This window comes from Marinobacterium marisflavi, from assembly GCF_982447095.1.
This window is the reverse complement of the sequence record NZ_OZ457898.1, coordinates 2,004,831-2,026,582: the sequence shown is the minus strand read 5'-3', so window position 1 is coordinate 2,026,582 and position 21,752 is coordinate 2,004,831. Positions and strand designations below refer to the sequence as shown.

Genomic DNA, 21,752 nt, shown 5'->3' with positions numbered 1-21,752 from the left:
TAGTCGGTTTTGTTCGAAATTTCGGTAAGTTTACTAAATAAATGGGAGCTTTGGACAGGTTTTGATAAGCAAATGTAGGAATAGTACAAGGATCTGAATTGCTGCGGTTTCCAGCAAGAGCATACCTCAAGTAGCGAAAAATCAGCATATTCTTAAAATCCCTATGCATATAACAAATGCGTTTATAAATTAACGAAAACTTAACGAAATTCATAAGTATATGTTTTTATTGTGTTTTATTGTTCGAATTGAATGTGCGGCAAAAAAAAGTGTAAAAAAGTGCCCAAACCGGGGAACTTTTTCCTCTTATTAAGTTGACCAACCCGCAAAGCATTGCATAAGATGCTGTCGTATCCCGAGCCGGCGGGCCTTTCTTCGTTACGTGTAGCGCGGAGGGACAAGATCAGGCAGGGGACATTTGAGGCTTACAAACTGGAGAAAATTCTCATGAAAAAAATTATTGCACTTGCAGTTGCTACTGCAATCTCTGCACCTGCTATGGCTGACCTGACTATTGGTGGTTCTGCTCGTTACCAGGCTGACAACGGTAACGGCGCTGACTGGGCTGCAACAACTAACCGTGTTCTGGTTTCTGTCGCTGGTTCTACTACTGCTGAGTCAGGCATGTTCGTTTCTGCAGGCGCAACTCTGCAGATGACTGGCAACGCTGGCGTAACTCGCGACGGTGACAACGCTATTACTATTGGTAACGCGGCTGCAAACGTTGTACTTGGTGCGTTCGAACCTGCTGGTGCGTTCTCTTCAGGTGCTGATGCATTCCAGAACGGCGCTGCTGTTGCTTCTACTGAAGGTTCACTGCGCGCTCGTAGCATGCAGAACGTTGGTCTTAACGTTACTGCAGTTGAAGGTCTGACTCTTCAGGTTTCAACTGACATGGACAACACAGATGACACACGTCTGGTAGTTGGTTACAACTTCGGTTCTTTCTCAGTAACTGGTGCAGTTGAGAACATCGATGGCGGTGACAACCTGACATCTGTTACTGCTGGCACTACTCTGGGTGGTGTTGCTGTAAACGCGTCTTACGGTTCACAGGGTGATAACAACTCAACTAACATCAATGCTTCTTACATGGGCTTCAGCCTGGCTGTACAGAACGATGAAGTTGGCGCTACTGACGAGCAGGAAATTTACGGTGCCTACGCTGTAGCTAACGCTGCTGGTATCGAAGGTTTCACAGTGACTGTTGGTGCTGGTGACTCTGACGCTCCTGGCCGTGACACTCGTTACGGCGTACGTCTCGACTACGCATTCTAATCTAGCGCAGGTTTAAACCTGCTCTTGTTAGAAACCTAGGAAAGGGAAGCTGTGGCTTCCCTTTTCTTTTTAGTCTTTTGCTGGCGTCAGTCCACGTCTATATCCGAGCTTCTGACTACGTGGGAGGGTGAGTAGATAGGCGCTCTAGGTTTGGTCGGCTAATCTCCCTTTGGTCGACAAGCATCCAACAGGGCTATTCCCCTGTTGATGTAGGAGGCTTGTTCGCGCAGCGAATTAGCCGGCCAGTGACAGGACTTAGGGGCAAGACTCCTCGATCAGCAGTTCAGTCGGCAGTACTACATTCTCATTTGTTTCCGCTTCCAAGAACATTCTTGCTGCCCGACGTCCTTTATCGACGCTGTGCTGCTGCTCAGTGGTGATGGTTGGGTGCAGGTTTTGTGCTTCGGGAATGCCATCGAAGCCGACGATTCTTGTGCTTTTTTGGGGTCAGACCCAGTTTTTCGCTAATTTAGATTCCCCTAATGAATTGGGGGTCATTATTGGTTTTAATCTAGAGCATGTCAGGAATCGCATAGGTTTGATAAACTAATGTGTATTTGACCGTGCTAGGTCAGTCGCCGGTTTTTTTTTATGTCTAGTGCTTCGCGAACACTTCTCTTACTCTGCTCTCTCCAGGTTTTGATCTGGGGATTAATAGTTCCGTTATTTCATACTTCCCTACCTTTAGATATTGCTGAGTTGGTCGCTTTCTCGGGAGAGGGCGTTATCGCCAACTACAAACACCCAAATTTGCCTGGGTTACTTTATGAACTGGTGGCTTGGCTGACCGGCAGCTTCGGATCGGTCTACCTGCTGTCTCAACTCTCTATTGTTGCGTCATATATTGCTATCTATTTGCTAGCAAAAGCCTTGGTAGGTGAGTGTAAGGCTATTGTTGCAGTGCTACTGACAAGTGCGATCTTCTACTATCATTGGCCGACTACTGAGTTTAATCACAATATTCTGCAGATCCCGCTCTGGGCTTGGGCTACCCATCTCGCTTGGCAAGCAGTTCGTTACAATCGCTTGTCCAGTTGGATTGGGTTGGGTGTCGTGGCTGGTGCGATGGTCTGGACAAAGTATTCATCTGGCATCTTGCTGTTATGGATCTTTATTTGGATGCTATCGAGTAGTGCAGGTAGAGGTCGCTTCAGAGTTATCGGACCTTATTTAACCGCTGCACTTTTCATTTTGGCGGCCATACCGCAAGCTCAGTATCTAATTGGCTCCGATTTCCTTCCGCTCGAGTATGCGGCGCGGCGCGCTGAAACCGGTGGGATAAGCGATAGTTTGAAGTTTGTACTATCACAGCTGGCGAATCATCTCTTCTTCATTGTTCTGCTATTGATTGGTGCTCTTCTGGGTCGAGGGATGTTGGTGCCTAAGTCCCAGAGAGTAGCTGGTCAAACCAAGTTTCTGCTTCTGGTTGTTGTGATGCCGGTAGTCATGGTGGCTTTGCTACCCCTGTTGTCTGGGAAGGGGTTGAAGTCCATGTGGGGCACGCCGATGTTTAACTTCTCCGGGCTTTTGCTGCTCTATTTCGGTGGCAATCGAATGAATGACCTGAGGGAACGCCGGATAAAAATTGCTGCACTGTGTCTTATCCCTTTAATCGGTCTGTTGTACATATCCCAACATATCTGGCGCGCAGAGTTCAGTGATAAGCCAATGCGGACACTCTGGCCGCAAGCTGAAATGGCACAGCTTTTTGAGCAGCGGTATCAGCAGGAGACGGGTGTGCCGTTGCGGCTTATTGCTGGTTCTGATTGGCTCAGCGGTACTATCGTTGGAGGTATGGCTGCAGGTATGGCTGATAAGCCTCGGATTAGTATCGATGGAGATGCACTTAAATCGCCGTGGATAACTCCAGAGGTTGCTCGAACATCGGGGGCACTAATAGTTTGGCAGGGGAATCCTACAGACTCGTTGGTCGCTTTCGCTGTGTCGCTGAACGCTGATTTGGCACAATCACAACAGGCGGAGTTTGTTTGGCATCCAGATAAGGCTGACAAACCAATTGTAATTCAATACATTAGTGTTCCACCTGCTAAGCCCTGAAGGCCAAATTATTGATGAATACCGCTCCCTTTCTGTCAATCGTTGCACCTGCTTACAATGAGTCGGAAGCCTTAGCGCTATTTTTCGAACGTCTTAGGCCTATATTGGAGTCTACGGGGCTAGCGTATGAGATAGTGTGTGTTAATGACGGTAGCCGGGATAACACCTTTGATCTGCTTTGCGAGCTGCGAGAGCAGTATCCAGAGATCAAAGTAGTGGATCTCTCGCGTAATTTCGGCAAGGAGCCAGCACTAACCGCAGGTCTAGATATTTGCAGCGGAGACATCGTTATTCCCATCGACGTTGATCTTCAGGATCCGCCTGAGCTCATTCCTCAGATGATCGCGAAATGGCAAGAGGGTTATGACGTGGTTCTCGCCTTGCGTTCAGACCGCTCAACTGACTCCTTCATGAAGCGACTCACGGCCAACGGTTTCTACAGAGTGTTTGGTCGAGTTAGTCAGGTTGATATGCCGAGTAATGCGGGCGACTTTCGATTGATGGACCGTAGGGTGGTTGAGGCGTTGAAGCGGCTGCCAGAACGCACCCGCTTTATGAAAGGGCTTTTTGCTTGGCTCGGTTTCAAAACGACCTCAATAGAGTTCAAGCGCGAAGCACGCAGCGCCGGCGAGGGCAAATGGGGTAGTTGGAAACTCTGGAACTTTGCTTTGGATGGAATCTTCTCCTTCAGCACAGCACCTCTGCGTATCTGGACTTATGTCGGTTTTCTGCTCTCAGCCTTCTCTGCGCTCTATTTGGTCTACGTAGTCGCTGACACGCTAATTTACGGAAATCCAGTCGATGGCTACCCATCCCTCGTTGCAATTTCGCTCTTCTTTAATGGTGCAATTTTGATGGGCCTGGGCATTATGGGTGAATATGTGGGTCGCATTTTTTTGGAGACGAAACGCCGTCCAATCTATTTGGTGCGAGAAACCGTCGGTTTTGATTCTTCCGACGATTACCCATGAGAGAACTGCTGAGTCAGATCACACGATTTGCAACTGTCGGATTGGTCGCTACCGGTGTCCACGCCTTGGCCTACGCGCTGCTTGGGGGGATGGCGCTCATATCACCCCTGCTGGCAAACTTTTTTGCGTTCTTGTTAGCCTTCGTCTTTTCCTATGTGGGGCATTTTAAAATCACCTTCGCTAAAGAGATGGAAGGGCGCAGCCTGCACAGTTCTTTTGGTATTCAACTGCGGTTTTTCCTTGTTGCGCTGCTCGGCTTAGGTCTAAATTCGCTCGCGGTGTGGCTAACCACAGATGTTGTCGGGCTTCATTATTTGCTGGCTATTTTGCCGATGGTCTTTTTAGTACCGCTTGCCACCTTTGGCCTATCTCGGGTATGGGCCTTTAAATAGCAGCGCGGGCACTCTGTGGGGATAGCCTTACAAATCTGTAAACTCAGTCGATTGGTATCTGTGCTAGACTCGCCACTCTTTGAAAGCCTCGGGGGCTGACTCATGACCGCAAACCGCTTTACCCTCTGGCTTACGCTCTATTTTCTGCTCGTTCTCAATATCCCGTTAACGCTACAGCTCTACAAAATCATCGCAAACAGAGAGAGTGAGCTTTCAGTCGGATTTTTAATTTCACTTCCGTTTTTCTTTGGGGCGCTGTTCTACTTCCTGTTCTCGTTTATCACCGTTCGGTGGCTGCTGAAGCCTTTGAGTATTGGGCTGGTTTTGGTATCGGCACTGGTGACCTATGCGATGTACTCCTACGGTACGTTGTTTGATTACTCGATGATTCAGAATGTCTTCGAGACCAATTACGGCGAGGCAAGTTCGTATTTAAGCCTATCGGCAACTGGTAGCTTTGTTCTGCTAGGTATAGTTCCAGCATTTGTGATAATGCGGACTCGGGTCATCTACAAGCCAATTCTGCGTGAGTGCCTGTATAAAGGGGGTGCAATGCTCGCATCCTTGGCTGTGATTGGAGTGATTGCGGCGCTTTACTTTAAAGATTACTCCGCGTTTGGAAGGAATAACTCTTATCTCAATAAGATGATCATTCCGGTGGAGTACATTGCTGCAACGATTAAGTATGTTAATCGTAATGTTCTTGCTCAGCCCTTGGAGTATCAAACTCTTGGAAACGACGCTCGTTTGCTAGCGAGCTCCAAACCGCGACTCACGGTGCTTATTCTGGGTGAAACTGCACGTGCTCAGAGCTTTCAGCTTAATGGTTATGCGCGAGCGACTAACCCTTCTACGTCCCAACTGGGTGTAGTTGCTGTGCAGAATGTGAGTACATGCGGAACAGCAACTGCGCTCTCTGTCCCTTGTATGTTTGCGCGCATGTCCAAGGATAACTTTGATGGTAGGGCGGTTCGCTATCAAGACCAGTTGATGGATGTGTTGGCTCACGCTCAGATTGATCCCCTCTGGCTAGACACAGATGGCGGATGTAAAGGGGTGTGTGATCGTATTGAAACTTGGAACTACACCCAAGACACGGATTCAGAGTTCTGTACCAACGAGTTTTGTGATGATCATATTCTGCTCTCAGAGTTGGATAGAGCAATTGCGAGCCGATCCACAGGGGATATTGTGATTACCTTGCATACCAATGGTAGTCATGGGCCAACCTATTTTGAGCGATACGACGATAAGTTTCGTCGATTTGTACCAGACTGCCAGCGTGCCGACATTCAGAACTGCTCAAGTGACGAGATTATAAACACCTACGACAACACTATTTTGCACACCGATAATCTGATTGCGGAGACCATTAAGAAGGTTCGAGATCAGTATCCGCAATATGCTTCGCGGGTCGTGTATATCTCTGATCACGGCGAGTCTTTGGGTGAGAATGGCGTCTACTTACATGGCATGCCTTACGCGATCGCGCCTGATGAGCAGACGCATGTTCCCTGGTTGCTCTGGTTCTCTGATGCTGCTCAGCGAGAGCTAGCGATTGATGTGAACTGCCTGAAGACTCGAGCCGAGCAGGGTGGTTACTCGCATGATAATTTGTTTGACACTATGTTGAGCATTACCGGAGTGGAGACTTCTATTTATCAGCCTGACTTGGATCTGTTGAGTGGGTGTCGAGGATAGGAAATCAGGGTCAGACCCATTTTTGGCTAATTTAGAATAGGCTGATAGGTAGGGTTTTGTTGGCGAACGATTAAGGGAGCGTCCGAAAGGTGTCGCCTCATCTCCCGTTGGTCGATAAGCCTCCTACAGAGCTTGATGTAGGAGGTTTGTTCGCGCAGCGAATTAACCGACCGGCGGCATCTTTCAGGGACAAGACTCCCCGATCAGCAGCTCGGTAGGTAAAACCACATTTTCATTATTATCCGCTTCCAAGAACATCCTTGCTGCACGACGTCCTTTCTCGACCGAGTGCTGCTGCACAGTGGTGATGGTTGGATGCAGGTTTTGTGCTTCTGGAATGCCATCGAAGCCGACTATTCTCAGATCCTCAGGTACTCTGAGGCCCATCTGCAGCGCGGTCTGCAGCGTTGCCATCGCTATGACGTCTGACATACACAGGAGTAGGTCAGGGCGGGGGACGGTGTTTAGCGCCTCTCTGGCCGCCTGATAGGCCCAGCGGTGGGTATTCAGTGGGATGTTCCAGATACGGTCCAGCGGGAGTTCTATTCCCGCGTCTTTGATTGCATCGAAGTAGCCGTTGAGGCGATCGATTGAGATCGACTCGGGTGCGCCATCTATATCCTCTTCGGTGAGGCGTGAGATGCGCGGAAAGCTGGTAACCCTCAGGCCAAGAATACCCAAGTTTTGGGGTTTCTCTTTCAGTGCGTAGCGGGCAATTTCATAAGCGGCGCCGCGGTTGTCGACGTTGATTGCCGGGTATCCCTCGATCAGGTTGTCGACAACGATAAGACGCTTCTGCTGGCGCAGGAGGTGCTCGTAGGTGCGGCCATCTGCGGTGATCATGCCGTAAGCGATATAGCCATCGACCATCGATTCATGCTGACGCTGGCGGCCGGATTGGTCCATATCGCGCGCCGATAGCAGCAGCATGTTGAGATGAGCCTCGTCGAAGACTTCGGCAAGACCCGCCAAGAAGTGCGAGGCGACGTAGTCGCTCATGGAGTAGGCGAGGCTGTCGGTGAGTACTACGCCGACTACGCCTGAACGGCCGGTGCGCAGGTAACGCCCAGCTGCGCTGGGGCCAACATAACCGAGCTTCTTGCACTCGGTTAAAATGCGCTCGCGCAGCGCCTCAGAGAGTTGGTCTGGGCGGTTGAAGGCGTTAGAGACGGTTGCGGTGGATACTTCGAGTATTCGGGCAACGTCTTTAATCGTTAGTTTTTTTGTTTTTCTTGTTGGCATTTGGTTTACCTTTAAAAGTCTCTTCAAAAGAGGCCTTTTATCTTGTTCGGTCGCGTCATTCGGCTGTTCCGAATAACCCTCCTACGGAGCGACTACGGGAGGTCGGCATACAGCGCTTGGTACGGTGGTAGTTCGATCTGGTTATCAACAAAACGGCCAGTGAACCCGTGCTCGGTATGTACCTTCTGAATCTCGCCGCTGTATTGCACGAAAATGCTCTCACCGGTCATATTGATTGCGACCAATAACTTCTGTTGGTCACAGCTGCGCGTGAACACCAGAGCTTCGCCTGTACCCTCAATCAGGTCTAGGTCGCCATCGATCAATGCTGGCTGATGTTTACGCCAGTTGATGAACTGGCGTACAGAGCGCAGCGTTGAACTCTTGCGATCTTCCTGCTCTGAAACCGACAATGGCAAATGGCGCTCGTCCACTGGTAGCCAAGGCTCTACGATCGCGAAGCCACCATGATCGGCATCGGACCAAGGCATGGGCGTGCGGCAACCGTCACGGCCTTTGTACTCTGGCCAGAAGGTGATGCCGTAAGGGTCCTGCAGACGCTCGAATGCAACCTCCGCTTGGGGAAGACCGAGCTCCTCACCTTGATAAAGACAAGCGCTCCCGCGCAGACTCATCAGCATCGCTAAAGAGATGGCAGGAAAAAGCGTTGGGTCTTCGTTCTTGCCCCAGCGCGTGGCGCTGCGCTGAACATCGTGGTTCGACAGCGCCCAGCAGGGCCAAGCGTCACCAGCCTTCTCTTTGAATTCTTTCAACACGCCACGCACAAACTCCGCACCGCTCTCATTTTCTAGCAGGTCGAAGGTGTAGGCCATATGGAGCTTATCGCTACCGCTGGTGTACTCGGCCATGCGCTCGAGGGCGCTGTACGGATCCACCCCAATCTCACCCACAGTGGTGGAGCCGGGATACTCATTCATCAACTTGCGCATGTCCTTCAAAAACTCGAGATTCTCTGGACGGCTCAGGTTGTAGATGTGACGTTGACGCGAGAAGGGGTTACTACGATGAATACCACCCGGGGTTGGTTCATCGGCCGGTAATGGCGGGTTGTTGCGCAGTTCGGCGTCGTGGTAATAGAGGTTAACGGTATCCAAACGGAAGCCATCAACGCCCAGGTCCAGCCAGAAACGCATGTTGTCTAGATTAGCCTGTCGCACTTCAGGGTTGTGGAAGTTGAGGTCGGGCTGGCTGGTTAGGAAGTTATGCAGGTAGTACTGCTCACGGCGCGTATCCCACTGCCATGCCGAGCCGCCAAAGAGTGATAGCCAGTTGTTGGGTGGCGTGCCATCCTCTTTGGGATCAGCCCAGACGTACCAATCTGCCTTCGGGTTATCGCGGCTGGCACGACTCTCTTTGAACCACTCATGTTGGTCAGATGAGTGGCTGATCACCTGGTCAATGATGACCCTAAGGTCCAGGCGATGAGCCTCATCCACCAAGGCTTTGAAGTCATCCAGCGAGCCGAACATGTCGTCCACATCACGATAGTCGGAGACATCGTAGCCGAAGTCATCCATTGGCGAGGTGAAAAATGGAGAGAGCCAGATCGCATCGACACCGAGTGATGCGACGTACTCCAGCTTCATGGTGATGCCCTTAAGGTCACCGATACCGTCGCTGCGGCTATCCATAAAGCTGCGTGGGTAGATCTGGTAAATAACCCCGCCTTTCCACCAAGTCTGACTCATAAACATCTTCCTGCGGGGTCTGACCCCTTTAAATTTTTAACGGGGTCTGACCCCATATCCGTTAGCCCAGACTCAGCAATACAAAGCCATTGGGTTCTAATTGCCACTCGTTACCGTTCTGCGTGGCAGCGTTGCTGAGGAGCACCTCTCCTGCTCTTGCCGTGTATGTCTGAGACTGCGCAGATAGGTTGAAAATACACTGCACCTGGTCGCCACGAACGAAGTCGAGAATCGCATCACCGGAGTGCAGGTATTCAGTTGCACCGGTACGCAGGGCTTCACTATTGCCGCGTATCTTGAGCAATTCGCGATAGGTCTCAAACACCGATCCGTCTACACCGACCTGCGTATCAGCGGCACGTTGCTGCTGTGGCTGTTTTACGGGCAGCCAAGGTTTCGCCTCGGCAAAACCACCATGGCTCTCAGTGGCACTCCAAGTCATTGGCGTGCGGCAACCGTCGCGGCCTTTATCCGCAGGCCAGAAATTAAGGCCTTGAGGGTCTGTCAGTTCATGATACTCGAGGTCAGACTCGGGCATGCCGAGCTCTTCGCCCTGGTAGATACAGATAGAGCCCTGCTGAGTCAGAAGGAGAGCACCGGCCTGTTTTGCTAGGTCGTTCCAATCCATGCCGTCCCGATGCCAGCGACTGGTGTGGCGCACAACGTCATGGTTTGACAGTGCCCAGCAGGGCCAGCCATTCGGTGCGCCCTGGAAGAAGGCTTCAATCTGATGGCGGAAGTGCTCAGGCGTAAATGTTGGGCCAAGCATCTCAAAGGAGTAGGCCATGTGGAGACGGCGGCCGGAGGTGTACTGGCCCATAATTTCAATCGGGTGGTGCGCCTCACCGATTTCGCCAACCAGAGTTCGGTTGTCATACTCATCGAGTAGCGCACGCATTTTCTCCAGGAACGCAAGGTTTTCCGGCTGATTCTTAGAGTAGATGTGGTACAGATAGTGGTACGGGTTCCACTCGCCAACAGACAAATCAGTTTTTGGGTTCGCAGGATCGTTGCGCAGATGCTTATCGTGGAAGTAGAAATTTGCGGTATCCAGGCGGAAACCGTCGACTCCGCGCTCAAGCCAGAAACGCATATTATCGAGGTGATACTGCTGCACTTCAGGATTGTGGAAGTTGAAGTCGGGCTGCTCTGCTAGGAAGTTGTGCAAGTAGTACTGGCGACGACGCGGTTCCCAGGTCCAGCCATTACCGCCAAAGATCGCTTGCCAGTTGTTCGGTGCACTGCCATCTGGATTTGGGTCAGCCCATACATACCAGTCGGCCTTATCATTGGTTTTATCCTGACGACTCTGCTGGAAGAGCGGGTGTTGATCAGATGAGTGGCTGATAACCTGGTCGATCATCACTTTCAGACCCAGAGAGTGCGCCTTCTCAACCATTGCATCGAAGTCGGCGAGCGTGCCAAAGGTTGGATCTATATCGCAGTAATCGGAGACGTCGTACCCCATATCTTTCATCGGGGAGGTAAAGATCGGTGAGAGCCAAATTGCGTCAGCACCCAGCTGCGCAATATGCTCCAGACGTGATGTGATCCCTGGAATATCACCAATGCCGTCGTTATCGGAATCTTGGTAAGAGCGCGGGTAGATCTGATAAATGACCGCACCTTTCCACCAATTATTGCTCATGAATCTCTCCACGGGGTCAGACCCCTTTTAATCTTTTAAAGGGGTCTGACCCCAGCTCAAAAAATAAAAATAAACGGGGGCAACCAAGCGAAGCTCGGCCACCCCAAAACTTAGCCTTTGACGGAACCCGCCACGAGGCCGCGCACAAAGAAGCGCTGCAGTGCAAAGAAGACAACCAGCGGTAGAATGATGCTGATGAATGCACCCGAGGTAAGCACTTCCCAATTCGACCCGCGTGTCCCGAGAAGGGCGCGCAGCTGGGCCGTTAATACAATCTGATCTTCGCCTTGGCCTAGGAATACCATCGCCACGAGCAGGTCGTTCCAGACCCAAAGAAACTGGAAGATGGTGAAGCTTGCCAACGCGGGGATAGACAGTGGCAGAATGATGCGCACAAACACCTGGAAGTGACTCGCGCCGTCCACACGCGCTGATTCAATCAGATCGCCAGGAAGGCTGCGCATGTAGTTGCGCATCAGATAGATCGCCAAAGGCAGTCCAAACCCGGTGTGGGCCATCCACACGCCAACGTAGCCTTTAGACTCGAAGCCAAACATTTGCCCCAGATCCGAGTAGAGACGTAGCAACGGCACCAGTGAAGTCTGTAGAGGCACCACCAACAGTCCGATAACTGCAGCGAAGAGCCACTCGCGACCAGCAAAACGCATCCAGCTGAAAGCATAGGCTGCAAACGCGGCGATAAGAACCGGAATGACCGTTGCTGGAATGGTTACCGCAAGGGTGTTAAGGAATGCCTGGCCGATACCGCCGTTAGAAATGACGTTGTCATAGTTTTCCAGCGTAAATTCAGCCGGCTGAGCATAGGCGAAGAAGATTCGCTTGCCTCGACTACCTTTGATCGGCTCATCTGATAGGTACTCATAGCTACCATCAGCGTTGACCTGCAGCAAGTCACCATTTTTGAGTGTGATCTGTGAGCCGGGTTCAGCCTCTTGCGGCGTATTTGAGGTGCTACCAAACGCCACTATATTGGTGTACGTGTCACCTTCGTTGCTCGTCAGTTGCCCCGCTAGTACATATCCCTTGTCCGTCTGAACCTGCTCTGAGGGAGTCGCGGTGCGAGCGAAGGTAACCTGAGTGGAGGCGTTAAAGGCAGTCCACCAGCCTGATGCAGCAAGCGCGTCTTTGTCACGGATTGAGCTGACAAACAGTCCAAGAGTCGGTATCAACCACAAGATAACCAGAGCGATCAGTGCCGTACCGTTAAAGAAACCCGGAAGTTTAGATTTAGAAACACTCATTAACGTCCAGCCTCATCTTTGCGGAAACGGTAGATGTTCCACGCCATAATCGGAATAACAGAGATCATAATGATAATTGCAATAGCAGAACCGCGACCGAAATCACCGGCACCACGGAACATCCAGTCGTACATAAGGTTCGCGAGTACCTGGGTTTCCCATTGACCATTGGTCATCGCTAGTACGATATCGAAGACTTTCAACACGAGAATTGCGATGGTCGTCCAGACAACGATCACGGTTGGCATGATCTGCGGCAGCGTTATGCGGAAAAACAGCTGCCGACGCGAAGCGCCATCAATAATAGCGGCCTCGAGTGTCTCTTCAGGCACGCCACGCAGCGCTGCACCGAGGATAACCATGGCGAAACCCGTTTGAATCCATACAAGAATCAGCATCAGCAGAACCGAGTTCCACGTGGTGATTGAGAGCCAGAATTGTGGTTCGCCGCCAAAGGCTACGATGACCGCGTTGAGGATACCGATCTGGATATCACCCTCGCCGTTGTAATGGTAGACAAACTTCCAGATAACCGAAGCACCCACAAATGAGATCGCCATCGGCATAAATACGATTGATTTCGCGACGGTGCCGAACTTAGAGCGGTCTGCGAGCACAGCTACAGCAAGACCCAATACAGTCGACAGAGTCGGTACAATAATCAACCACAGCAGGTTGTTCTGCAGAGTCTGGTGGAATTCGCGATCAGCGAAAAGCCATTCGTAGTTGGCTAGGCCAACAAACGCACTGGAGTCCGAGTTGTGAAACGAGAGCCAGAGCGTTTCGAAAACGGGGTATACAAGGTAGAGCGTCAAGAAGAAGATCGCTGGACCGGCAAATAGCCATGGACGGATCTTTTCGCGCAGTACCTCTTTATTGTCACGGGATGAGCGCGAGATAAGCGTATCGAGAATCCAGTTACTACCCCAAAAATAGACAACGACCGCCGTTACACCGACGAGTATTGCTATCAGGGCTGAATAGATCTGTTCAGTCATGTTGGTCTCGAGAGAGTTGTTTCAGAGAGAGGAGCCAGCCCCTGATGAGAGGCCGGCTCCGGATTAGCGTAGGGCTACTTACTTGATAGCATCCCAAGCTTTCTGGATGTCGGCAGTCACTTCTTCAGCAGACTTGCCTGAAGTGAAGTCAACCATACCTGTCCAGAATGCACCGGCACCGATCGCACCTGGCATCAGGTCTGATGCGTCGAAGCGGAAGGTTGTTGCATTCAGGAAGATTTCACCCTGTTTGCGCAGTACTTCGCTTGAGTAAGCATCCAGATTCGCGCCTTTGTGTGGTGTCAGGAAGCCCTGGCCAGCCATCCATAGCTCGTGTGCTACTGGAGTTGTGAGGTAGTCCATCAGCACCTGTGCTTCTGGAGAGTCCTTCATCATAGTTACCAGCGTGCCCGCACCAAGGACTGGGTTACCCAGGTCTTTGCTTGCGTAAGATGGGAAGTAGAAGAAGTCAGAATCAGTTCCGACAGTCTCTTTGTACTCATCTGGGAAGAACGCAGGGATGAACGAAGCCTGACGGTGCATGTAACACTTAGGTGGAGTCTCGAAGAGACCCTTAGGTGAATCACCGAAGAAGATAGATGCAACAGCAGAAGATGAACCATCTACGTAGTCATCGTTCAGTACGAACTGGCCGAAGGTGTTCATAACTTCGATCACTTTAGGATCGTTGAACGGCATTTCGTTCGATACCCAAGCATCGTACGTTTCAGGAGTCTGAGTACGCAGCATCAGATCTTCCATCCAGTCAGTGCCGACCCAACCAGTCGCGCCGCCAGATTCCATACCGATACACCATGGAGTGCCACCATCAGCAACGATCTGATCGCTCAGTGCAATCAGCTCTTCCATAGTCTGTGGAATTTCGTAGCCTGCTTCTTCGAAGTTCTCAGGTACGTACCACACGATTGATTTCAGGTTTACGTTGTAAGGCAGGCCGAACATCGCTTCGTTGCCGTCTGCGCCAGCGTAAGTGCCCAGATCAACCCAGCTCTGACCCGCTGCGTAGCTCTCTTTTACAGCGGCTTCAACGCTGTTTGGTAGCGGCGCCAGGTTGCCCTGTGAAGCCAGCTCAGCAACGGTACCAGGCTGTGGCCAAGCTGCCAGGTTTGGTGGGTTGCCCGCCTTCATATCAACCAGCACGAGCTGCTCGAAGTCGTTAGAGCCGTTGTACTCAACAGTTGCACCAGTTGCTTCTTCGAAGTAAGCCAGTACGGTCAGCAGGTTATCAGCATCACCGTCGATCCAAGGACCATCGAAACGGATAGTTTTGCCGCTCAGGTCCATCGCTTCAAATTTAGCCAGCGAGTCCCATGAGAAACGGTTGTCAGCCTTGTCGAATTTCAGGCCAGCAGCTGAAGCAGCACCAGAAACGGTTGCCAGTGCGACAGCGACTGCAAGGGTCTTACGTAGATTTTTCATTAGAGCAAACCTCTATCTTCTTCATTTATTATGTTGGGCTGTCTGCAACATGCTGAGGCGCCCGTCCTCAAAAAGATCATGCCGAGGCATGAAATCTAATCCTATGCGAATGTTATTCGTCGAGTGGCAGTACGCGCTGCTCGCTCTGATCGAACAGGTGTGCGCGGCTAGCTGGAATACCCAGTTTAATCACATCACCTTTCTTCGCCATAAAGTCACCGTCCGCTACAGCAACAAGCGGGCCTTCGAGCCCATCGCGTTCCATGTATAACATGCACTGGTCGCCCAGGTGCTCAACCACGCTAACGGTGCTTTCGATAAATAGGTCGCCAGTACCGTCCACGGTAAAGTGCTCAGGGCGAATGCCCAGCACAGCTTTACCGCTAACATCGGCAGCCTGACGTGCGAGAACCATTGATTGCCCATCGAGGTTGAGGGTGACCGAGCTGTCTGTTCCGTTCTGTGTGTCGACGTCGATAAAGTTCATCTTAGGCGAACCAATGAAGCCTGCTACAAAGCGGTTGGCAGGGCGGTGGTAGAGCTCGAGTGGTGCGCCTACCTGCTCAACACGACCCGCACTCAGCACAACGATCTTATCGGCCAGCGTCATCGCTTCAACCTGATCGTGTGTTACATAGATCATGGTGTTCTTCAACTCACCGTGCAGGCGAGCGATTTCGATACGCATCTGTACACGCAGCGCTGCATCGAGGTTGGATAGCGGCTCGTCAAACAGGAATACTTTGGGTTCGCGAACGATGGCGCGGCCAATTGCTACGCGCTGACGTTGACCGCCAGACAGAGCTTTCGGCTTGCGATCAAGCAAATGGTCAAGCTGCAGCGTTTTTGCAACTGCAGTAACGTGCTCACGGATCTGCTCTTTTGGCATGCCTGCCAGCTCAAGGCCGAACGCCATGTTGTGGTACACGCTCATGTGTGGGTAGAGCGCGTAAGACTGAAACACCATGCCGATGCCACGCTCTTTGGGTGTGCGGTCGTTGACACGATCGCCTGCAATCTTTAGATCGCCTGAGGATATATCTTCAAGGCCAGCGATACAGCGCAGAAGCGTGGATTTGCCGCAGCCGGATGGGCCAACGAATACAACGAACTCACCATCGGCGATGTCCAGATTGACGTCGTGCAGAATGTGCACGGGCTGCTTAGTGCCCTCGCCATAGATCTTGTTGAGATTGACCAGTTGTACCGATGCCACCAATAACCTCCAATAACAGTGCGCTCATGCGCACTTAACTGTGTGTCTTAACGTTCAGCCGCTTGAATTGTCTGTAAGTTGCTGATTTTGTAAAACGTTCTAGTTATGGCTAGCAGTTTTTATCTAAGAGCCAAGTTTCTAGATTACTTAAACGTTTTAGAATGATGCACATCCTAGCAGATAAAATTTGTCTGTCGATACTTTTACTCATCTTAAACGTTACTTAAATTTAACTGCAGTGCAGCAAAGTGTGGGGGGATTGGTGATTGGTCTTACCAAGATTAAAGGGGCTGTAAAGCTCGGTAGTTTGCTCTTTGGTTTTTAAAATGATCTTTTTTGTCTTGCGGCGCCGCTCTCGGCCATCCATGGCCTTCGCGGCATAAGGCCATCCTGCCTCTGCAATACAGCTAGCCTACGAACCCCGGCAGTGTGCTCTTTGGTATTTTTGATGACTTTTTGGTGCCTACGACGCCGCTCTCGCAGGTGAGAGCCCGAGCTATAGTCTAAAGGTCTGGCGACGCCGCTCTCGGCCATCCATGGCCTTCGCGGCATAAGGCCATCCTTGGCCAAAAAAATACCCCTCCGAGGAGGGGTAAATGCTTTCGCAGGTAAAACTAAGAAATTGAGTTTGAGCTAGACGCGCTCGGCGAGGTAGCTCTGGTAGTCGGGGACTATCCGTTTGTGCGGGTTGTCCAGCAGTGGGCTGCTGAACATGAAATCGGCGGTGCTCTCGTTGCAGGCGACTGGTAGGTTCCAGACGGCGGCGAGCCTTAGCAGCGCTTTTACATCGGGGTCGTGCGGTTGAGCGTTCATTGGATCCCAGAAGAAGATCAGTAGATCGAGTTTCTGTTCGGCAATGAGTGCCCCCAGTTGTTGGTCACCGCCCATCGGGCCGCTAATCAGTGAGGTGATCTGCAGGCCCAGCGCATCGGCCAATTTATGGCCGGTTGTGCCGGTGGCAACCAAGTTGTGGTGTAGCAGGCGATCACGATGACGCTGGCACCAGGCGATCAGATCCGGCTTTCGGTTGTCGTGCGCCACTAAAGCGATCGACTTCTTCGATGGGACTGAGTATTCGGTGTTTTGCATCATCGTTATCTGCCTTCGTGCCAAGTTGGCCGCGAGTTACTGAATCGTGCCGCCGACTTTGACGATCTTCATTGTGTTAGTGCCGCCTAGCGCATTAACGTAATCGCCTTTGGTGATCAGTACGATATCGCCCTCAACCACATCGCCACGATCAACCAGCTTCTGTACAGCCAACTGGTTGACAGACGAGTTCTCCATCTCTGAGATATCGAACGGAATCGTCTTAACGCCACGGTACAGAGCGACGCGTGTCTGCGTTTTAGGGCGAGCAGAGTAGGCGAAGATCGGAATACCCGAGCGAATGCGCGACATCAGCAGTGGCGTAGCGCCGGACTCGGTCATCGCGATGATCGCTTTGACGCCTTTGAGGTGGTTAGCGGTGTACATTGCTGCAAGCGCGATAGACTCATCAATACGCTCGAAAGTCTCATCCATACGGTGTTTAGAGACTTGCGACAGGCGATTCTTCTCAGCGCCAACAATCACACGCACCATCGCTTCAACGGTCTCGACGGGGTACTCACCGGCAGCTGTCTCCGCAGAGAGCATCACAGCATCGGTACCATCGAGTACCGCGTTTGCAACGTCGAATACTTCGGCACGTGTTGGCATCGGTGAGCTAATCATCGATTCCATCATCTGAGTAGCCGTGATAACAGTCTTATCAAGTGAGCGTGCTCGGGCAATAATTAGCTTCTGAATACCGATCAGCTCTGCATCACCAATCTCGACACCGAGGTCGCCACGGGCAACCATAACGCCGTCAGAGGCTTCTACGATTTCGTCGATGTTTTCAACACAGCTTACCGTTTCTGCGCGCTCGATTTTAGCGATCAGGCCGGCGTCACCACCCGCAGCAATCATTAGCTCGCGCGCCTGACGCATATCATCGCCTGTTCGCGGGAAAGATACTGCGAGGTAATCAACGTCTATCTCGGCAGCGGTTTTGATATCCGCCATGTCTTTCTCAGTCAGTGCGCCTGCTGAAAGGCCACCACCTTGGCGGTTGATGCCTTTGTTGTTCGATAGCGGGCCGCCAATTGTCACTTCACACTCGAGACGTTTTGGTAGTTTTTCGATAACCTTCAGCTGTACGCGACCGTCGTCGAGCAGCAGGATGTCACCCACTGAACAATCTTCAACCAATGCTTCGTAGTCGATACCAACTTCGAACTGGTTGCCGGCGTTTTTATCCAGGCTGGCATCCAACGCAAAGCGGTCGCCAACGGCGAGTTGAATTTTGGTCTCAACAAAGCGTGCGATGCGGATCTTGGGGCCCTGAAGGTCGCCGAGGATCGCCACAAATTTGCCACGACGTTTCGCTGCGTCACGTACCATCTGCGCACGGTTTTTGTGATCTTCCGGGCTGCCGTGCGAAAAGTTCAAACGCACCACGTTTACACCGGCCTGTACCAGACGATCAATCATCTCTGGCGTATCTGTAGCGGGGCCGAGTGTCGCTACAATTTTGGTTCTGCGTTCCATAAAAGGAAGCTCCTTAACTCAATAAATTAGCGCTGCCACTGATGCAGCCAAAGTGCAGCAAAAGTGCAGCAGCGCCGTTTGCAACAGGCTAATTAGGCAGCGACAACTTTAGCGAAGCGCAGCATGTTGCAGGTGTAGCCGTACTCGTTGTCATACCAAGAGACAACTTTGAGGAAGGTGCCGTCCAGTTGGATGCCTGCTGTTGCGTCAAAGATTGATGACTTATCACAGCCGCGGAAGTCAGTCGCAACAACGGCTTCATCGGTGTAACCGAGAGTTTCGCCCAGCGCACCCTGCTCAGAGGCTGCTTTCATAGCGGCACAGACTGCATCGTAATCTGCGTCTTTCTCTAGCTCGACAGTCAGATCGACCACTGAGACATCAGAGGTTGGGATGCGGAAAGCCATGCCGGTCAGCTTGCCGTTCAGTTCAGGCATTACTACACCAACAGCCTTTGCAGCACCCGTCGATGAAGGGATGATGTTTTCCAAGATGCCGCGGCCACCGCGCCAATCTTTTGCAGATGGACCATCAACGGTTTTCTGAGTCGCAGTTGCTGCGTGTACGGTGGTCATCAAGCCACGCTTGATGCCCCAGTTGTCGTGCAGCACTTTTGCAACTGGTGCCAGACAGTTAGTCGTGCAAGAAGCGGCAGAGACGATCTGCTGGCCGGCGTACTCTTCGTGGTTAACGCCGTAAACGAACATCGGCGTGCCATCTTTTGAAGGTGCAGACATGATGACTTTCTTCGCGCCCGCTTCAACGTGTTTCTGACAGCCCTCTTCGGTTAGGAAGAAGCCGGTACACTCAAGTACGAGGTCAACGTCGATATCGCCCCACGCGAGTTGTGCTGGATCACGTTCAGCGGTTAGGCGGATGGTTTTGCCGTTAACGACTAGGTTATTACCTTCAACGGCGATGTCGCCTTTGAAGTTGCCGTGTACAGAGTCGTACTTCAGCATGTATGCAAGGTAATCTGCTTCAAGCAGGTCGTTAATACCTACAACTTCAATATCCTGATTGAAGTCCTGCGCGATTGCGCGAAATACCATGCGACCGATACGTCCGAAGCCGTTAATCCCTACTCGAATTGCCATCCTATCCACCTGTGAAAGTTTTCTAATAAATTGATGTTGTAAACTTACATCTATTGTGACGGCGGGGCGACCTTAGTTCAATAGCCTTAATAACGAGAAAAATTCACGGCATAACCATATAAATAGGGGTAATTAGAAGTCGCATAGCCAGTTAGTAAGCGGTCTCTGATGAAATTTACGTTCTATTTATGATGTTAAATACGATGAAATTCTCTTACCTATTTGTAATTTAGTATCTAGTTTGTTCAATTCTTACCGGATTCGTTGTAAAGTTCGGTATTAAATTACGTAACTCTTTCGGACGCCGAATTCAGCTAGCCCGATAGAGATAACCGAGGTGTATTGTGGCTTCTAATATTGTCCAAGAGATCAATAGCGCACTGGATTCGCTGAATCGCTCCGAGCGCAAAGTAGCAGAGGTGATTCTAGCCGACCCGCAAGCAGCGACGCGCTCCTCTATAGCGGTACTCGCGCGAGCGGCTGAAGTCAGTGAGCCCACGGTCAACCGTTTCTGTAAGCGTTTCAACACGGCCGGTTTTCCTGACTTTAAACTACACCTAGCGCAAGCGCTCGCTAGCGGCGTCCCCTATGTTAACCGTAACGTAGAACCCGATGACGACGCCGATAGCTACACCGGTAAGATTATCGATGCAGCGATCGCAGCGATGGTCACGGCGAAGAAGTCGTTAGACCCGCAGACCATTAACCTCGCGGTAGACCAACTGATTCAGGCGAAGCAGATCATCTTTTTTGGCTTAGGTGGATCAGGCCCGGTCGCTGCGGATGCGCAGCACAAGTTCTTCCGGTTTAATATCCCGGTGACTGCATACGATGACTTTCTGATGCAGCGGATGGTCTCAGCGGCCTCTAACACTGGTGATGTAATCGTGGTGATCTCTTACACAGGTCGAACTCGAGAGATTGTCGATGTAGCCGAGCTGGCGCGTGAATCGGGTGCAACCGTACTAGGTATCACCGCGGCGAACTCTCCATTGGCTGAGAAGTGTTCGATTGTTATAGAGGTCGACCCGCCAGAGGATACCGACGTCTATATGCCGATGACTTCGCGTATGTTGCACCTGACCGTTATCGATATTCTAGCGACTGGCGTCACGCTGCGCCGCGGTCCTGATTTCCTCAAGCATCTGAAAAAGATCAAAGACAGTTTGAAAGAGGTTCGCCACCCGGCGAGTAACTAACCCAATGACAACACCTAGTGCTCTGATTGCTGATATCGGCGGTACCAACGCGCGTTTTGCGCTCACCTTTGGCGAGTCGCTTGAGGCGCAGCAGATTATTAATTTAGCGGTTGATGATTTCACCAATATCGATCTCGCGATAAAAAGCTACCTTGAGCAGGCGGGCGTTGTAATGCCGCCGCGTGTCTGTATCGCTATCGCTTGCCCGACGCACAATGATCGAATCAGCATGACCAATAATGGTTGGGTATTCTCCAAGTCAGCTCTGCAGAGCGATCTGGGTATCCAGCAACTGGACGTTATCAACGACTACGCTGCTATGGCGCTGGCTGCACCGAATCTGACTGATGCAGATCGCATCAAGGTCGGAACAGGCGAGCCGCTACCGAACTTTCCAGTCGCGGTACTCGGGCCCGGTACAGGTCTGGGCGTGGCAGGTCTGGCGCATTATCAAGGCCATGCGACTCCGATAGTGACAGAGGGTGGTCATGTCGACTTTGCACCGACTAATGAGCAAGAAATTGAGATCCTTCGTTTTCTGTTGAAAAAGCATGAGCATGTTTCTGCCGAGCGTCTTCTGTCCGGCATGGGGTTAGAAAATATCTACCAAGCACTCGCACAGATTCGTGGTGAGAGGGTTGAGCTGCTCAAGCCCGCCCAAATCAGTGCGTTGGCGTTCGATTCTCAGGATGAGTTAGCTTTGGCGACGCTCGATCAGTTCTGTGCAATTCTAGGGAGTGTCGCCGGTAATACGGCGCTCACTTATGGTGCTCAGGGTGGAGTATTTATCACCGGCGGGATTATTCCTCGTATGTTGGAGTTCTTTGCACAGAGTAGTTTCCGCCAGCGCTTTGAGGCTAAGGGGCGCTTTGTAGAGTACATGCAGAGCATTCCAACTTACGTAGTTACGCATAAGCAACCTGGCTTGCTTGGGGCTGCTGCTGCAGCTCTCGACTGACGCAGACTC

General features: G+C 51.5%; 17 protein-coding genes. 7 read left to right on the top strand and 10 right to left on the bottom strand.

Annotation, left to right across the window (positions count from 1 at the left end):
- Positions 1-447: 447 nt before the first annotated feature.
- The 5 genes from AC1WNR_RS10020 (at position 448) to AC1WNR_RS10000 (ending at position 6,400) form a co-directional block, all read left to right on the top strand.
- The gene (locus AC1WNR_RS10020) at positions 448-1,278 is read left to right on the top strand and encodes a hypothetical protein (RefSeq protein ID WP_481644350.1); all 831 of its coding nucleotides are present in this window, start codon (positions 448-450) and stop codon (positions 1,276-1,278) included.
- Between the two features lie 699 nt (positions 1,279-1,977).
- Positions 1,978-3,336 carry a glycosyltransferase family 39 protein gene (locus AC1WNR_RS10015; protein ID WP_481644349.1) on the top strand — a complete coding sequence of 453 codons (1,359 nt, stop codon included), beginning with the start codon at positions 1,978-1,980 and terminating at the stop codon, positions 3,334-3,336.
- Positions 3,337-3,350: 14 nt separating this feature from the next.
- Entirely contained in the window at positions 3,351-4,307 is a 957-nt protein-coding gene (locus AC1WNR_RS10010) for a glycosyltransferase family 2 protein (RefSeq protein WP_481644348.1), read from the top strand.
- Positions 4,304-4,699 (top strand): GtrA family protein, encoded by a 396-nt coding sequence (locus AC1WNR_RS10005; RefSeq protein ID WP_481644347.1) that lies wholly within the window; start codon positions 4,304-4,306, stop codon positions 4,697-4,699. Before AC1WNR_RS10010 ends, AC1WNR_RS10005 begins: the two co-directional genes overlap by 4 nt.
- 102 nt (positions 4,700-4,801) lie before the next feature.
- Positions 4,802-6,400 (top strand): phosphoethanolamine transferase, encoded by a 1,599-nt coding sequence (locus AC1WNR_RS10000; protein WP_481644346.1) that lies wholly within the window; start codon positions 4,802-4,804, stop codon positions 6,398-6,400.
- 183 nt (positions 6,401-6,583) lie between these two features.
- Here AC1WNR_RS10000 and AC1WNR_RS09995 read toward each other — a convergent pair whose 3' ends face one another.
- The 10 genes from AC1WNR_RS09995 to gap all read right to left on the bottom strand — a co-directional run bounded on the left by AC1WNR_RS09995 (position 6,584) and on the right by gap (position 19,586).
- Positions 6,584-7,642: a LacI family DNA-binding transcriptional regulator gene (locus tag AC1WNR_RS09995; protein ID WP_481644345.1), complete on the bottom strand. Its 1,059-nt coding sequence runs from the start codon at positions 7,640-7,642 to the stop codon at positions 6,584-6,586.
- 92 nt (positions 7,643-7,734) lie between these two features.
- Positions 7,735-9,357 (bottom strand): alpha-amylase family glycosyl hydrolase, encoded by a 1,623-nt coding sequence (locus AC1WNR_RS09990; RefSeq protein WP_481644344.1) that lies wholly within the window; start codon positions 9,355-9,357, stop codon positions 7,735-7,737.
- A 55-nt stretch (positions 9,358-9,412) separates the two neighbouring features.
- Positions 9,413-10,999 carry an alpha-amylase family glycosyl hydrolase gene (locus AC1WNR_RS09985; RefSeq protein WP_481644343.1) on the bottom strand — a complete coding sequence of 529 codons (1,587 nt, stop codon included), beginning with the start codon at positions 10,997-10,999 and terminating at the stop codon, positions 9,413-9,415.
- Between the two features lie 110 nt (positions 11,000-11,109).
- Positions 11,110-12,261 carry a carbohydrate ABC transporter permease gene (locus AC1WNR_RS09980; protein WP_481644342.1) on the bottom strand — a complete coding sequence of 384 codons (1,152 nt, stop codon included), beginning with the start codon at positions 12,259-12,261 and terminating at the stop codon, positions 11,110-11,112.
- Positions 12,261-13,259: a carbohydrate ABC transporter permease gene (locus AC1WNR_RS09975; protein WP_481644341.1), complete on the bottom strand. Its 999-nt coding sequence runs from the start codon at positions 13,257-13,259 to the stop codon at positions 12,261-12,263. Before AC1WNR_RS09975 ends, AC1WNR_RS09980 begins: the two co-directional genes overlap by 1 nt.
- A 78-nt stretch (positions 13,260-13,337) precedes the next feature.
- Positions 13,338-14,699, bottom strand: a complete 1,362-nt coding sequence (locus AC1WNR_RS09970; RefSeq protein WP_481644340.1) for an ABC transporter substrate-binding protein — start codon at positions 14,697-14,699, stop codon at positions 13,338-13,340.
- 112 nt (positions 14,700-14,811) lie between these two features.
- Positions 14,812-15,915, bottom strand: a complete 1,104-nt coding sequence (locus tag AC1WNR_RS09965; RefSeq protein WP_481644339.1) for an ABC transporter ATP-binding protein — start codon at positions 15,913-15,915, stop codon at positions 14,812-14,814.
- Between the two features lie 633 nt (positions 15,916-16,548).
- Positions 16,549-17,007, bottom strand: a complete 459-nt coding sequence (locus AC1WNR_RS09960; RefSeq protein ID WP_481644338.1) for a methylglyoxal synthase — start codon at positions 17,005-17,007, stop codon at positions 16,549-16,551.
- 33 nt (positions 17,008-17,040) lie between these two features.
- Positions 17,041-18,489, bottom strand: coding sequence for a pyruvate kinase (gene pyk / locus AC1WNR_RS09955; RefSeq protein ID WP_481644337.1), 1,449 nt, complete (start codon positions 18,487-18,489; stop codon positions 17,041-17,043).
- A 92-nt stretch (positions 18,490-18,581) separates the two neighbouring features.
- Positions 18,582-19,586 carry a type I glyceraldehyde-3-phosphate dehydrogenase gene (gene gap / locus AC1WNR_RS09950; RefSeq protein ID WP_481644336.1) on the bottom strand — a complete coding sequence of 335 codons (1,005 nt, stop codon included), beginning with the start codon at positions 19,584-19,586 and terminating at the stop codon, positions 18,582-18,584.
- Between the two features lie 344 nt (positions 19,587-19,930).
- On the opposite strand from gap, the gene AC1WNR_RS09945 reads away from it, so the two are divergent.
- Both AC1WNR_RS09945 and AC1WNR_RS09940 read left to right on the top strand, forming a co-directional pair.
- Entirely contained in the window at positions 19,931-20,785 is an 855-nt protein-coding gene (locus tag AC1WNR_RS09945; RefSeq protein WP_481644335.1) for a MurR/RpiR family transcriptional regulator, read from the top strand.
- Positions 20,786-20,789: 4 nt separating this feature from the next.
- Positions 20,790-21,743 (top strand): glucokinase, encoded by a 954-nt coding sequence (locus AC1WNR_RS09940; RefSeq protein WP_481644334.1) that lies wholly within the window; start codon positions 20,790-20,792, stop codon positions 21,741-21,743.
- Positions 21,744-21,752: the final 9 nt, after the last annotated feature.

What these genes read in the sequence shown, in the direction of transcription:
- AC1WNR_RS10020 (WP_481644350.1), top strand. Translation starts at nt 448, where the DNA reads ATGAAAAAAATTATTGCACTTGCAGTTGCTACTGCAATCTCTGCACCT.
- AC1WNR_RS10010 (WP_481644348.1), top strand. Translation starts at nt 3,351, where the DNA reads ATGAATACCGCTCCCTTTCTGTCAATCGTTGCACCTGCTTACAATGAG.
- AC1WNR_RS10005 (WP_481644347.1), top strand. Translation starts at nt 4,304, where the DNA reads ATGAGAGAACTGCTGAGTCAGATCACACGATTTGCAACTGTCGGATTG.
- AC1WNR_RS10000 (WP_481644346.1), top strand. Translation starts at nt 4,802, where the DNA reads ATGACCGCAAACCGCTTTACCCTCTGGCTTACGCTCTATTTTCTGCTC.
- AC1WNR_RS09995 (WP_481644345.1), bottom strand. Translation starts at nt 7,642, where the DNA reads ATGCCAACAAGAAAAACAAAAAAACTAACGATTAAAGACGTTGCCCGA.
- AC1WNR_RS09990 (WP_481644344.1), bottom strand. Translation starts at nt 9,357, where the DNA reads ATGTTTATGAGTCAGACTTGGTGGAAAGGCGGGGTTATTTACCAGATC.
- AC1WNR_RS09985 (WP_481644343.1), bottom strand. Translation starts at nt 10,999, where the DNA reads ATGAGCAATAATTGGTGGAAAGGTGCGGTCATTTATCAGATCTACCCG.
- AC1WNR_RS09980 (WP_481644342.1), bottom strand. Translation starts at nt 12,261, where the DNA reads ATGAGTGTTTCTAAATCTAAACTTCCGGGTTTCTTTAACGGTACGGCA.
- AC1WNR_RS09975 (WP_481644341.1), bottom strand. Translation starts at nt 13,259, where the DNA reads ATGACTGAACAGATCTATTCAGCCCTGATAGCAATACTCGTCGGTGTA.
- AC1WNR_RS09970 (WP_481644340.1), bottom strand. Translation starts at nt 14,699, where the DNA reads ATGAAAAATCTACGTAAGACCCTTGCAGTCGCTGTCGCACTGGCAACC.
- AC1WNR_RS09960 (WP_481644338.1), bottom strand. Translation starts at nt 17,007, where the DNA reads ATGATGCAAAACACCGAATACTCAGTCCCATCGAAGAAGTCGATCGCT.
- pyk (WP_481644337.1), bottom strand. Translation starts at nt 18,489, where the DNA reads ATGGAACGCAGAACCAAAATTGTAGCGACACTCGGCCCCGCTACAGAT.
- gap (WP_481644336.1), bottom strand. Translation starts at nt 19,586, where the DNA reads ATGGCAATTCGAGTAGGGATTAACGGCTTCGGACGTATCGGTCGCATG.
- AC1WNR_RS09940 (WP_481644334.1), top strand. Translation starts at nt 20,790, where the DNA reads ATGACAACACCTAGTGCTCTGATTGCTGATATCGGCGGTACCAACGCG.